Origin of the sequence: Streptococcus sp. NLAE-zl-C503, assembly GCF_900104285.1 — a bacterium.
Taxonomy (GTDB): Bacteria; Bacillota; Bacilli; order Lactobacillales; family Streptococcaceae; genus Streptococcus.
On record NZ_FNJT01000002.1, the window covers coordinates 353096 to 367514 of the forward strand.

A 14419-nucleotide genomic window follows, 5' to 3' on the forward strand; every position below is an offset into this window, starting at 1 on the left:
CCCGACCTCGCTTTTTATTTCAATCGATAGGTTTTTCTTGGTTTCTTTTTGGGTACTCGTTTGAGTCCGACTTCTTCTACATATTCGCCGTATTTTACTAAAAAATTATTGCTGACGATAGGGCGACCTGGGGTGATGAGATTGACCAGTTCGGTTCCCTCGTAGACAGTGAACTCCTCCTCCAGCAGGTAGAGGAAGGTCGGGTTCCAGTCGAGACGGCCTTGGATTCGTTTGATGGATTCTTGGATAATGGCATAATGGTCAAAGGCGAAGGCTTGCTCCTCCAGCTCGACTCCCTCAAGGTAGCATTTGCCTGTCTGGAAATCGACATCTACAAAAACGACATCCTTGGCATCGTCACCTGCCTGAACCAGTTCTAATGCACGACTAGGTAGGTACACTAAGTGGGCAATGGTCACTGTCCAGCCTCGCGGATCACGCCCAGGGGTTGATACGGTCATTAATTGCTCGATTTTTTCCAAAGGTAGATCGAGATTGACTTCTTCTCTCACTTCGCGCTGACAGGCATGTGTAGCATCTTCTCCCTTGTCCATAAAGCCTCCAACCAGAGCCAAACAGTTTTGATAAGGGTGGGCCTTGCGACGGATCAGTAAGAGCTTGATCTTTCCTTCGACAAAGCAGTAAGCCACCATATCCACTGTCACACTTGGTTTTTCATATTGAGGGAGTTCCTGCTTGTAGTACCAGTCTAAAAACTCCTCCTGACTGGCATGGATTTCATAATATTCTTTTTCCGTCATTCCGGCTGGAATCATCGTATCTGCCATCTTATGCCTCCTTTCGAACTGCCTTGGTCCATTGGTACCAACCCACTAGACTGTTCAGTGTGTAAACCCAGTACATCCCTTGGATATGGATATTTTCACCCCACCAAAGGTATATACTAAAGAGATTGGTTGCAATCCAGAAAATCCATTGCTCGCGGTAAAGACGTGTCATCAAGAGCTGACCAACACCATTGGTCGCATCGGTAACACTATCACGGAAAGGGCGAGCACTATGGATACTTTGGTAAGCCAAGCCCATACCAATCCAGATAATGGCAGTCAAGGCCAAGTACTTGAGCCAGTCAATCACAGATAATTTCTTAGCTTCAAAGTGGGATTCTTCTGGTTTTCCTTGGTCATTGATACGATTAGACAGCCAAGCATAGAGACCAATCGGCTGCATGACAAAGAAGTAAACGGTCGTCAAAACTTCGCCATAAAAAGTCGCATTCATGGCCAAAATCAAATAGATAGCTGAGTTAATAGCCCCAAAGAGATAATTGCTTGCACGCCCTTCTGCTACCAAGATGACACAGACAATCCCAGTCCAAGATGCAAACAAGCTCAGCCAGTCATGACTTTCCGTATTTTGTGTGAACTCTAAGATCAAGGGAACACTCGACAAGGCGATGAGATACAACCACTGAAAAAGACTACGGTCGACAAAGAGATCCTTCCAGAGCAGGCGCATGATCCCTGCAAAACCGATCTTGCGGGCTTCCGCATGGACGTTTTTAAAGTTTTCGATAAATTGTGTGATTTTTTTAGTTACTGTTTTCATAATTTTCTCCTAATCTGCTTGGTAAATGGCATCGATAGCCACTTTTGCTGCTTCATAATTGCCTAGATAATCCTCCGCTAGATAAACTAGTGGAATGGTGGTTAAGTATCGCTCTCTCATCTGGTCCAAATGCTGGGAAAAACTGTGACGAACATGGTCTTCTGCCATGGTCATATCTCTAAATCCGTCATTGACATAGGAACCGACAGGCTGCACAAAGAGAATCAAGTCCCATTTTTCCTTAGCCAAGATTGAAACAAAGAGATTGTCAAAGGTTTCTCCTGATAAGTCCCCTTGATCCTCAGCCTCCATGTAGTAGTCATAATAACCCTTGGTTACCAAGGAGTTGGTATCAGCTATCACTAGGCCTCGATTGGCATTGCTATCAATTAATTTTGAGGTCTGGTCATACTGTCCCAACAGGAGATAATAGTAATCCTTTGGAGTCAATTCATCGTCGCGGACATTGTTTTTGATCTGGTACTCACGCGCGTATTCCAGACTAACGGGCACATCGTAATACCTTGCCAAATCCTTTGCTAAAGTGGTCTTCCCATTGCTGGCACTTCCCATAATCAACACTTTCTTTGTAAACTGACGACGGAAGGGTTGAGCGATGTATTTCCAATATTTGCTTGGATTTTCTCGAATCATAGTCGCTGAGATACCAAACTTTCTTTCTTGCAAAACGGTCTCAAAGCCACGATTAGATAATTCTTGCTGGTAGCCACGTTCTCCCACAAAAAAGATCAGTTCTTGCTGGGCTTCATCGTAGGAAATCTCCGATAACATCTGATCCAGCCACTCCTGCCAGCCCATAGGGTAACGAGGAAGCTTAGTTTCATCTAACTTGCAGACAGAGGTCAACTCGTCATCACGAAAAGCCTCTCTGATATAGCGAAATCGTTTTTGAAGCGTTAAGCCTATCTGCTCCCCTCGGTCTCCCTCATAGCCTGAAACGACTACCCAGACCTGATTACACTGACGCTTTGCTCGCTGGATTAAATCGATATGCCCCTGATGGAGAGGGGCAAAGGTCCCAAATACCACTGCAGTTTTCTTTTTCATAAATGTTTTACCTTTTTATAGTTTTTGATATTTTTGTTTTCTATGTTTTTATTATATCTTATATTTTTATTTTGTCAATAGTTTTTTATCATTTTTTATAAAAAAGTAGAAAAAAGAATCAGGATTGCTCCTGATTCTCCATTTTTAAGCAATATCAAATTTTAATTGACCAGCTTTGACACCAATCTTGAGAGTCTTACCTGCTACCAGTTCTCCCTTGAGGAGGAGCTCTGCCAACTTGTCTTCCACCTCTGTTTGCAGTGTTCTGCGAAGTGGGCGAGCTCCCATTTCTGGATTGTAACCGTGACTAGCTAGCAACTTCAGTGCCGAAGCTTGTAGTTTCAAGTCGATGCCCTTCTCTGCCAGGCTAGCAATCAATGGTTTAACCATGATCTTGACAATTTCCTGCATGTGTTCGCTATCCAAACTATGGAAGACCACCTTTTCATCAATACGGTTGATAAACTCTGGTCGATAAGCTTTTTTCAACTCTTCAAAGATCCGTTTTTCCATATTTTCTTGGTCAAAACGAATGTCCTTGACCCCAAATCCGACAGTCTTATCATCACGAAGGGCTGTCGCACCAAGGTTTGACGTCATGATGATAATAGTATTTGAAAAGTCCACCTTGCGTCCCTTGCTATCTGTCAAGACACCGTCGTCCAAGACTTGCAAGAGAACATTAAAGATGTCTGGGTGGGCCTTTTCTACCTCGTCAAAGAGGAGCACTGAGTAGGGTTTGTTGCGAACCTTCTCGGTCAACTCCCCACCTTCTTCGTAGCCCACATAGCCCGGAGGAGCTCCATTGAGACGGCTAGCTGCAAATTTCTCCATATATTCACTCATATCAAAGCGGATAAGGGCTGATTCGTCGTCAAAAAGAACTTCTGCCAGAGCCTTGGCTAATTCAGTTTTTCCGACACCCGTCGGTCCTAGGAACATAAAGGAACCAATCGGACGCTTGTGACTGCGAATCCCTGACTGATTGCGGCGAATGGCACGGCTAATGCTTGAAACTGCTTGATCTTGACCGATGACACGTTTATGCAATTCAGCTTCCAGGTTCAGGTATTTCTTAGCGTCAATCTGAGTCAGTTTTTGGACTGGGATACCTGACAAGCGACTCAAGGTGGTCAAAATATCAGACTCTGTAACCAAGTCTTTATAGACAGGCACTTCCTGCTCTTTTGCGATTAGCTGGCCTGCTTGTTTCCACTTACCATCCATCAAGGCCTTGTCAGCTGGACTCAAGTCGGATTCGTCCATTCTCACATGCTTGGATTTGTTTTGCACAGTTGCTGCCGCCTCATCCAAGAGGTCGATAGCAGAGTCTGGCAAGTGACGACTAGTCAAGTAACGATGCGCCATCTTAACAGCCGTTTCGACAGCATCATCTGTAATTTGCACACGGTGGTGTTTCTCATAAGTCGCCTTCAAACCTTGCAAAATGGTCATGCTGTCAGCTAAACTTGGCTCTTCAATTGTCACTTTGGCAAAACGACGAGAAAGGGCCGCATCTTTTTCGATGTGCTTTTGGTATTCTTCCTGAGTGGTTGCACCAACCGTTCTCAAAGTTCCACGAGCCAAGGCTGGTTTCAAGATATTGGCCGCATCCAGAGTCGAGTCAATACCACTCCCAGATCCCATGATGGTGTGAAGTTCATCAATAAAGAGAATCACTTTGCCATCTTCCTCGATATCCTTGATGATGTTGTTCATACGCTCTTCAAAATCTCCACGGAAACGTGTTCCCGCAACGACATTCATCAAATCAAGCTCCAAAACGCGCATCTTGGCCATTTCCGCAGGTACATCCCCACTAGCAATACGCTGAGCAAGGCCAAGGGCTAGAGCTGTTTTCCCGACACCAGCATCTCCAACCAAGACAGGATTGTTCTTGGTCTTTCGACTCAAAATCTGAATCATACGTGAGATTTCCTTGTCACGACCGATAACTGGCTCTAACTTGCCAGAGCGCGCTTGCTCCGTCAGGTCATGCGTGTAGTCCTCGAGACCGCCACTTGGATTCTGAGGCATACCCATCATATTTGCCATGGAATTTTGCTTGTCAGATACCGTGCGATGGCGTTGACGTAAAGCCTTAAGATCTTCTCTAGTCCAGCCAGCACGCTCCTCTAAATTGCGACGAAGAGCAGCAATTCTGACCTGATCTTTCTGGTCTTCATAAGAAAATCCTGCTCTCTCCAAGATGCGAGTTGCCAAGGCATTGCCGTCATGCAAAATCGCATAGAGGACATGCTCTGTCCCTAGCACCTTTGCGTGGACCGCTGAGGCCACATACTCTGCTTCTGCAAAGAGAAGCTCCAAACGATGAGAAAAAGGCAATTCCGTAAAGGTTTCGTCTTGGCTATAGTCCGTTTCAGTCAGTTCCAACGCAACCTCTTCTAAACGGTCCATTTCATAAGGATAATCATTTAGAGTCGCACCTGCCACACTGTAACTGTGATTGGACATGGCAATCAATAAATGCCAAGACTCCAGGTAACGGGCTCCAAAATGGCTTGCAACCATGTAGGCACTCTCGATACATTCATTCAATGCTTTTGAATAGTTCATCTTACTTCTCTTTTCTATCTACCTCTTGTAATAGCTGTCGGAGCATATTGGCACGGACAACTGAGGATTCTTCCCCTAGGACACGATCCGTTGCTACTGAAGTCAGCAAGGTCATCTCCTGCTTGGTCATCAAGTCCTGCTCCACCAAAAGCTGGAGAATATCCTCGTAAATCTCCTGACTAACTCGCTCACCAATCGAGTAAAGCAAATCGCGGAGCATCTCATGATGATTGGAAAACTCAATCCGGCCTATGCGAATGTAGCCTCCGCCACCCCGCTTGCTCTCAACCAAGTAACCTCTGCTTTCAGTAAAACGTGTCTTGATGACATAGTTGATCTGACTCGGCACAACCTGAAAGGTATCTGCCAACTGGCTCCGCTGCAATTCCACGATACCAGATTGGTCTAAAATCGCCTTGATATAGGCTTCGATATGATCTGATGTATTTTTAAATCTCATAGTAAATCAAACTCCTTCTTTGAACCTTGACTATCTTTGACTATTATACCGAAATTTTTGATTTTTTTAAAGGAAAAGGGAGCAAGTAAAGAATAATCTTCACCAACTCCCTATTTTTCTAAGTATTTAATCCCAATTCCGCTAAGATTTGACGCTTATAGGCAATTTTTTGGACTTCCTTGTCTTCGCTCTGGGACCAATCTAGTTTAACTTCAGAAACAATCTGTCCAGGCCGATTTTTTAGAATATAGATGCGGTCACTGAGGTTGAGGGCTTCCTCGATACTGTGTGTGATGATCAAAGTAGTCAGCTGCAGTTGCTTGTGAATCTCCAGATACCAAGCGTGAAGTTCCATCTTGGTCATCTCATCCAAGGCACTAAAGGCCTCGTCTAAGAGAAAGAGTTTGTGCCCGAAAAGGTAGGTGCGGAGTAAGGCCACACGCTGACGCATCCCTCCGCTGAGTTCATGAGGATACTTGTCCCTTACGGCTGTCAACTGGAAGGTCGCAAGAATTTCATCCGCTCGGGCAATGGCTTCTACCTTATTCACCTTTTGAATCAAGAGGGGCAAGATGATATTGCCAAGTACCGTCTTATGTTCTAAGAGCAAATCCTTTTGCAACATATAACTAACGCGCCCCTTGGGATTTTCCTCGCCATCAAGGACAATTCGCCCTGACTGAACTTCTAAAATCCCAGCGATCAGATTAAAGAGGGTGGTTTTTCCAACACCACTTGGACCTAGGATAGAAACCACTTCACCTGAAGTCACTTTCAGATTGATATCCTCTAAAATCCTCTCTTGACCATAGGCATAACTGACGTGTTCTAGTCTAATTTCTGTCATTATTTCACAAATTCATTGGTAAAGCCTTTGCCTGTCAAGTCTTCTTTAAGGATACCATTTTCTTTATCCCATTTGTAGAAGGCATTCCAGCGAGCTACGTCAAATTGTCCCCATTTTTCCTTGTCGCTTGCGTATTCTTTCGACAAGTATTTTTGAGATTCGATAACGAAATCACGTTTTTCCTTGAGTTCGGGAGCATTCTTGATGAGGATATCTGCAGCTTCTTCTGGATGTTCCATGGCATATTGGTAGCCTTTTTTGATAGCTTGGATAACTTTGCGAGCTTCTTCTTTGTTGTCTTTGAGATAGTCGTTGTTTGCGATGATGACTGGTGAGTAGTAGTCAAACTCCTTGACATAGTCTTTCAAGTACATGAAGTTAGCATCTACGCCTTGAGATTTGGCAAGGATACCATCCCAACCGTAGTAGATCCAAGCAGTGTCAAAGACGCCATTGGCAATCGGTGTGATGGAGTTTGAGTCGTTGTTTGGTACTTTTTCGACCTTCTCAAAGTCTCCGCCTTGAGATTCTACCAAGGTTTTCAACATAGCAAGCTCAGTCGGGTCATTCCAGGTTCCATATTTCTTGCCAACCAAGTCTTTTGGACTAGTGACATTGTCAGATTTACGTGAGATGATTCCTGATGTATTGTGCTCTACGATAGCGGCAACGGCAGTGATTCCTGCCCCTTTTTCCAATTTTTTAGCCATGTAGTCTTGGAAATAGATAGCAAATGGTGCCTTGCCATTGATTACCAAGTCAGATGAGCTTTCTTCTGGTGGCAATTTCAAGTCAACATCCACTCCAGCTTCTTTGAAATAACCTTTTTCTTTGGCTACATAAAGCCCTGTATGGTTGGTATTCGGTGTCCAATCTAGGATAAAGTCAATTTTTTTGAGTTCTGCTTCTTTATTGTCCTTAGAAGCAGTTCCTTGCCCACAAGCCACCAGCACGACAGCTACAAGAGCTGTCACAAGCGTTAAAAACACTTTCCATGTTTTCTTCATTTTCATTTCCTCTTTTCTTTTTCAAAAACGCTCTATTTTAAGTACGTTTCCATTTAATCACATATTTTTCACTAATATCGACCAACTTCATACCGAGAAGGCTGATAATCGACACCAGAATAATAATGGCAAACATGGTATCATACTGAAACAGTTTTTTAGACTGAATCATATAAACACCTAGTCCTTCAAAGCCTCCCAACCACTCAGATACCACTGTTGTGATAAAGGCGTAGGAGACACTAACCCTCAGACCTGCATAAAAGTAAGGCAGACTGACAGGGATTTTAAAATGCCACAGGATTTGCCAAGGCTTGGCTCGCATCAGACTAAACAAGGTCAGCATATCCTTGTCACAATGCCTAAAACCGTCCAAGATACTAACAATTATAGGGAAGGTTGTCGTCAGGATAATCAAGACAATCTTGGGCAATATCCCATAGCCTAGCCACAAGACCAAGATAGGCGCTATGGCAATGGTCGGAATGGTCTGGATAACCACCATCATAGGGTAGATAAGATCATTGAGCCAAGTCATACTATCCATAAGCACCGCCATGAGACAGGCAATCAAGACTCCCAAGACTAGACCCAGCAAAGCCACTCTCAAGGTCGCCCAGCTATGGTGCCAGAGAAATTCTCTGTCACGAACAAAGGCCTGAAGAATTTCAAAAGGGGTTGGCAGGATAAACTTGGGTAAAAGTTTGAATATTCCCGCTAACTGCCAGATTGACAAGACTCCTAGAAAACCCAATAGACTAATCTGTCGTCTCATCATACTTTTCAAGTTTCTCATCAATACTTAAAATCTCTCCTACATTTATTTTAACATTGGCAAAGACATTATCTGCCTCCTGCCCTGCCACTTCTAGCGCGTCTTTGAGAATACGCATGAGCTCATCCAACTCCCCTTCCAGGACCGTTTCAAAAGGTGTCACCACCATGGTCACGGACTGAGCTTGCAGATAAGCAATCACTTGATCGATAATAGCAATTCGATCAATCCCCTGTGATAGGGGTAAGACTTGCAAGGCAATGCTTGCTTTCATAAAAACCTCCTCTTCTCAGGTTTCCTTTTGACAAAAAGAAAAACCTTTACCATATATACGGAAAAGGTGCAGAATTCGACTAAGTATCCTTCCCTACGCTGGCATTACCCAGATCAGGTGCGGTCGAAGTTTAACACTTCCTCTCAGACTGTACACAGACTCCCGTATCTTATATGGACATATGATAACGCAAAAGCAAGGATAAGTCAAGGAAACTGCTTACAGAAAATCTTGAAAAAGAGTTTGAAGACAAATGCTTCAAACTCTATCATATCTTTCTTATTTAGCCTCGTACCAAGTTGCTCCTTCATTCTCATCAGCGATGAGTGGAACACTGAGCTGGATGGCTTCTTCCATGGTTTGTTTCACTAGTACTTTGACAGCTGCTAGTTCTGATTTCGGAACTTCAAGGACGATTTCATCATGCACTTGCAAGAGCATCTTGGTCTGATAACCACCCTCAACTAGAGCTTTGTCTAGCTGGATCATCGCAATCTTGAGAATATCTGCTGCAGATCCCTGGATAGGGGAGTTGATGGCTGTACGCTCTGCAAAACCACGAATGTTAAAGTTGCGCGAATTGATATCTGGTAGCTCTCGACGACGCTTGAAGAGGGTCTCTACATAGCCCTTATCACGCGCCTCACGCACCACCTCATCCATGTAGTTTTTAATACCTGGGAAGCGTTCAAAGTAAGTGTCGATGTAGGCTTTTGCTTCCTTACGGCTGATGCCCAGATTATTAGACAAACCAAAGTCTGAAATCCCGTAAACCACTCCGAAGTTAACCGCCTTGGCATTGCGACGGTCGTTTGCAGTCACATCCTCTGGACGTTCAATTCCAAAGACCCGCATGGCCGTCGAGGTATGGATATCTGCTCCCTCTTGAAAAGCCTTAATTAAGTGCTCATCCTTAGAGATATGCGCCAAAACGCGCAACTCAATCTGTGAATAGTCCGAGCTAAGCAGTACACTATCCTCCCATTCAGGTACGAAAGCCTTACGAATGAGGCGACCTTGTTCCAAACGAACAGGGATATTTTGCAAGTTTGGATCTACACTGGACAGACGCCCCGTCTGAGTCAAATCCTGCACATAGCGCGTGTGGATCTTGCCATCATCTAAAATCCAGTCCTGTAAGCCAATCACATAGGTAGATTGGATCTTAGCAATCTGACGGTAGTCTAGGATTTTCTTAACAATTGGCGCAATAGGAGCTAAGCGCTCTAGCACATCCACGGCTGTTGAGTAACCTGTCTTGGTTTTCTTGGTGTATTCTAGAGGAAGACCGAGTTTTTCAAAGAGAAGGATGCCCAACTGCTTAGGCGAGTTGATATTAAACTCCTCACCAGCCAGTTCGTAAATCTCTTGAGTGAGTTGCTCAATGACGACCTCATTTTCAGCTTGCATCTCAAGCAGGGTCTCTTTTTTGACCTTGATACCAGCAATTTCCATCTTGGCAAGGACAAAAGACAGAGGTTGCTCCATGTCATAGAGGAGGTCTAACTGTCCATGTTCACTGAGTTTTTCAAGTAAAACCGGCTCAGTCTCAACCAATACAGCAACCTTGCGAGCCAAATGCTCCAAGAATTTCTCTCTCTCAGGGATAGCTTTCTTGACCCCCTTGCCGTAAAAGGTCTCATCATCGACTAAATAAGTCTGACCATAGAGACTCGCAATGGTTGAAATTTCATTATTCTCAACAGTAGAGAGGAGGTATTTGGCCAAGCGACTGTCAAAAGCAGGGGCCTGCAGGTTCAAGCCCAAGCGATTTAAAAGAACCTTCGCTTTCTTAAAGTCATACACTTTCAGAGGTGTTTTTTCTAGAAATTCCTTGAGAATCGGCTCCTGCAAGAGCTCAAGCTTATCTGTAGTGTAAAGTTTATCCCCACAGGACCAGGCAACACCAACCAAGTCATCTGTATGGTAGTTCTCACCAAAGAGTTCAAAGTGGAAGATAGAGTCGGCACTCAGCATGTCTTGACTGACTTGGTCAACGATAGTGAAATTCAAGCTCTCAGGCGCATCCGTCGATGACACATTTAAAGCTTGTTTAAGCTGTTTGAAGCCCATCTCATCGTAGAATTTACCTAAGCTTTCCACATTTGGACCACTGTAGACCAAATCATCTAGTCTAATCTCAATCGGTGCCTGAGTCTCAATGGTCGCTAAGGTTTTAGATAAAAAGGCTTGTTCCTTATCATTGATGAGATTTTCCTTCATCTTAGAAGCCTTCATCCCATCGATATTTTCATAAATACCCTCGAGCGAACCATGCTCCAGCAAGAGCTTGATACCCGTCTTTTCACCGATTTTCGTGACACCAGGGATATTATCAGACTTATCCCCCATGAGGGCCTTAAGATCAATGAACTGAGCTGGTGTGAGACCCATCTTTTCCATGAGATAGTCTGGCGTAAAGGCCTCAAACTCAGCCACACCTTTCTTGGAAATCTCGACCACCGTATGCTCATCCGTCAACTGGATCAAGTCCTTATCTCCGCTAACGATTGTCACATCAAAAGAATCCTTCTCAGCCAAACGGCCTAGAGTTCCGATGATATCATCGGCTTCATACTGGGCCAACTCATAATGGCGAATCCCAAGATGGTCTAACAACTCACGAATGAAGGGAAATTGCTCACGAAACTCATCTGGAGTTTTAGCACGGCCACCCTTGTAGTCTGCATACATCTCTGTTCGGAAAGTCGTCTTGCCTGCATCAAAAGCTACCAAAACATGGCTGGGCTCAACCCGCTCCAAGACATGATTCAACATGAGTTGAAAGCCGTAGATTGCATTGGTATGAAGGCCATTAGCATTTTTAAACCGATCCAACTGCTGATAGAGCGCAAAAAAAGCTCGAAAAGCAACAGAAGATCCATCAATTAATAATAATTTTTTCTTGTCCATACACCCATTATAAAGGAAAGAGGGGAAAAATACCATCGGAAAGAATAGGCAAATGGTAGTGAAGTCCTCTTTTTTATATTCTTTCTAGATTCTAGCTCCATTACTATCCACTCGATAGCCATCCACAGTGGTATTCACTGCTAAAGCCCCTGAAGCATTGACGTAGTAATACTTTCCTCCTACTTGGAACCACTGGCTAGACTTCATAGCCCCTGAACTCTCCAGATAATACCATGTTCCATTTTCCTTGAGCCAACCTGTCTGCATCTCCCCTGATGCCTTTAGATAATACCAATGCGAGCCATCCTTCACCCAACCTGTTGACATGGTTCCATTTTCTTTGAAGTGATACCAACTGCCATTTATTTTCTTCCAACCAGTTGCGAGTTTCCCGTTCTCACGGTAATTCCAAATACCGTTTTGCTTCTTCCAACCATTCTCCACCGATTCTGTTTCCATATACTGGACGTATCTCCTCATTCCACTATAGGACAGGTAACTAAGCCACTTATAACCGTCCTTTTCTACGATTTGGTCGTAGCTAACATTTTCACCAGGATAGTAGTAGTCGATAACTTGTGCTGTACTTGACGGCTGGTTTCGAATGGCAGACTTTTGAGTAAACGTATGAGTCCCACTAGACGCCAACCCTGACCTGATAGGATTTCCAGTTCTACCACCACTCCCTACCAAGTCCTTAAAATGGATAAAGCCTGTCATAGAGCTAGCTTTTACGCTTCGGCGATTGTATTTCTCCCTAACACCATAGTTATACTCTTCGATCTCAATCGTGTCCCCTGATACATTAGATACCCAGGCCACATGCCCATAGTAACCTTCCGTAGACCAGGCGATAGATCCAACTTCTGGCTTGCTATCAACACGGTAACCTTCTCTTCTTGCGCGGTGTCCCCATTCATTCGCATTACCATAGGCAGGCGGAATCTCAAAGTCATTTACACTACTCAAACGAAAGGCTGCAAAAGAGGTACACTGGCGAGAATACATCCGCCACTGGTCGATTTCAACACTACCATTTTTGTAGTGAAGCGGGTAGTCATCACCACGCGCTACACTGTCAGCCTGAACCGATTCACCACCAAACAAAAAAGCACTCGTAACCAACAATGTAGCCAGCCCTACACCCAACTGAGTATATCCACTCTTCTTAACTTCTGATTTTAAAAACGTCATTCATTCTCCTTAATAATATAAATTTCCGAGGTTACCCTCCTTTATACTATTCGGGAGAAAAAGAAAAAAGTGAGCAAAGCTCACTTCATTTTAGGATTCTTGGTCTAGATAGCGAATCAAATTCTTCTCTGTTAAGATATCTGAGTAGGTGAAGGATTCAACATAGACGTTAGCTTGTTTGTCTCCCTCAACATCCCCAAATTCAACGATAAATAGAGACGGATAAACTTCAATTAGCTTACCCAGTCTATTTTTTTGGCGCTTACGGCCATTCTCCAAAGTCATTTCAACGACTTGTCCCTCATGCGCCTTGATCTCTTCTTTGATTTTTTTCATCTTGGCTACATCTGTAAATGCATCTGACATCTTATGCCTCCCTCTTTGAGATACTTGAAAATTTATTGTATTCTTTTTGGAAAATCAATTCCACCGTTCCACGAGCTCCACTACGGTTTTTCTCAATGATAACCTCAACCTTGTTATTTGGAATTCCTTCCTCTTCTTCACCCGCACGATCATAGTAGTCGTCACGGTATAGAAAGGCTACGATATCCGCATCCTGCTCGATAGAACCCGATTCACGAATATCAGACAAGACTGGTCTCTTATCCTGACGCTGTTCTACACTACGAGAAAGCTGACTGAGAGCGATTACTGGAACCTTTAGTTCCTTTGCTAGGATTTTCAACTGACGAGAAATTTCAGAGACTTCTTGTTGGCGGTTCTCACGACCAGTTCCTGTGATAAGCTGTAGGTAGTCGATCAAAATCAAACCAAGATTTCCAGTTTCTTGAGCCAGTTTACGTGAGCGCGAACGAATTTCCGTAATCCGAATCCCTGGAGTATCATCGATATAGATACTCGCGTTGGCTAAATTTCCTTGGGCAATCGTGTACTTTTGCCACTCCTCATCGGTCAATTGACCAGTACGGATAGAATGTGACTCCACCAAACCTTCTGCTGCCAACATACGGTCTACCAGGCTTTCTGCACCCATTTCCAGTGAAAAGATAGCTACCGTCTTGTCCAACTTGGTTCCGATATTCTGAGCAATATTCAAGGCAAAGGCTGTCTTACCAACCGCTGGACGCGCCGCTAGGATAATCAACTCCTCCTCGTGGAGACCTGTCGTCATATGGTCCAAATCACGGTAGCCCGTCGCAATACCTGTGATATCCGTTGTTTGTTGTGACCGAACTTCTAGGTTCCCAAAGTTGATATTTAGAATATCTCGGATGTTCTTGAAACCACTACGATTGGCGTTTTCACTAACATCAATGAGGCCCTTTTCAGCTTGAGCAATGATCTCATCTGCAGGCTTAGAAGCTTCATAGGCTTGGTTGACAGACTCTGTCAACTTGGAAATCAAGCGACGTAGCATAGCCTTTTCGGCTACAATTTTAGCATAATACTCTGCATTGGCAGAAGTTGGTACAGAGTTGACAATTTCAACAAGATAGGATAAGCCACCAATATTTTGGAGATCCCCTTGGCTATCCAAAATCGTCCGAACCGTTGTCGCATCAATCGCTTCTCCACGATCCGACAAATCTACCATCGCTTGGAAAATCAACCGATGGGCATACTTAAAGAAGTCACGAGAATCAATGTATTCTCGGACAAAAACGAGCTTGCTCTCATCTATAAAAATAGCCCCCAGAACAGATTGTTCGGCCAAAATATCCTGAGGTTGAACTCGTAGTTCCTCTACTTCTGCCATCCGACTTTCCTTCCT

The 14419-nt window shown here is 44.1% G+C and carries 13 protein-coding genes and 1 riboswitch; all 13 genes read right to left on the reverse strand.

The genetic code is table 11. The features are described from left to right. Positions 1-14: 14 nt before the first annotated feature. Entirely contained in the window at positions 15-788 is a 774-nt protein-coding gene (locus BLS46_RS05905) for an NUDIX domain-containing protein (protein ID WP_093586246.1), read from the reverse strand. A 1-nt stretch (position 789) separates the two neighbouring features. Beyond that, a complete protein-coding gene (pnuC, locus tag BLS46_RS05910; protein ID WP_093586248.1) occupies positions 790-1569 on the reverse strand; it encodes a nicotinamide riboside transporter PnuC in 780 nt (259 codons plus the stop codon). Between the two features lie 9 nt (positions 1570-1578). Continuing rightward, positions 1579-2637 (reverse strand): AAA family ATPase, encoded by a 1059-nt coding sequence (locus BLS46_RS05915; RefSeq protein ID WP_093586250.1) that lies wholly within the window; start codon positions 2635-2637, stop codon positions 1579-1581. 144 nt (positions 2638-2781) lie between these two features. Continuing rightward, entirely contained in the window at positions 2782-5214 is a 2433-nt protein-coding gene (locus BLS46_RS05920) for an ATP-dependent Clp protease ATP-binding subunit (protein WP_093586252.1), read from the reverse strand. A gap of 1 nt (position 5215) precedes the next feature. Continuing rightward, positions 5216-5674 (reverse strand): CtsR family transcriptional regulator, encoded by a 459-nt coding sequence (locus BLS46_RS05925; protein WP_001211258.1) that lies wholly within the window; start codon positions 5672-5674, stop codon positions 5216-5218. 118 nt (positions 5675-5792) lie between these two features. Beyond that, positions 5793-6521, reverse strand: a complete 729-nt coding sequence (locus BLS46_RS05930; RefSeq protein WP_093586254.1) for an ABC transporter ATP-binding protein — start codon at positions 6519-6521, stop codon at positions 5793-5795. Then, complete coding sequence (locus BLS46_RS05935; RefSeq protein WP_093586256.1) at positions 6521-7528, reverse strand: ABC transporter substrate-binding protein; 1008 nt, start codon at positions 7526-7528, stop codon at positions 6521-6523. The genes BLS46_RS05930 and BLS46_RS05935 overlap by 1 nt, the downstream gene beginning before the upstream one ends. Before the next feature lie 37 nt (positions 7529-7565). Then, positions 7566-8324, reverse strand: coding sequence for an ABC transporter permease (locus BLS46_RS05940; protein WP_180364058.1), 759 nt, complete (start codon positions 8322-8324; stop codon positions 7566-7568). After that, positions 8287-8577, reverse strand: a complete 291-nt coding sequence (locus BLS46_RS05945; RefSeq protein ID WP_093586260.1) for a thiamine-binding protein — start codon at positions 8575-8577, stop codon at positions 8287-8289. The genes BLS46_RS05940 and BLS46_RS05945 overlap by 38 nt, the downstream gene beginning before the upstream one ends. Before the next feature lie 73 nt (positions 8578-8650). After that, positions 8651-8753: riboswitch (TPP riboswitch) on the reverse strand. Between the two features lie 103 nt (positions 8754-8856). Continuing rightward, entirely contained in the window at positions 8857-11490 is a 2634-nt protein-coding gene (gene polA / locus BLS46_RS05950) for a DNA polymerase I (protein ID WP_093586344.1), read from the reverse strand. Between the two features lie 84 nt (positions 11491-11574). Further along, a complete protein-coding gene (locus tag BLS46_RS05955) occupies positions 11575-12684 on the reverse strand; it encodes an SH3 domain-containing protein (RefSeq protein ID WP_093586262.1) in 1110 nt (369 codons plus the stop codon). A gap of 90 nt (positions 12685-12774) precedes the next feature. Further along, a complete protein-coding gene (locus BLS46_RS05960; RefSeq protein WP_001278166.1) occupies positions 12775-13050 on the reverse strand; it encodes a Veg family protein in 276 nt (91 codons plus the stop codon). A 1-nt stretch (position 13051) separates the two neighbouring features. Next, positions 13052-14404, reverse strand: coding sequence for a replicative DNA helicase (gene dnaB / locus BLS46_RS05965; protein WP_084975923.1), 1353 nt, complete (start codon positions 14402-14404; stop codon positions 13052-13054). Positions 14405-14419: the final 15 nt, after the last annotated feature.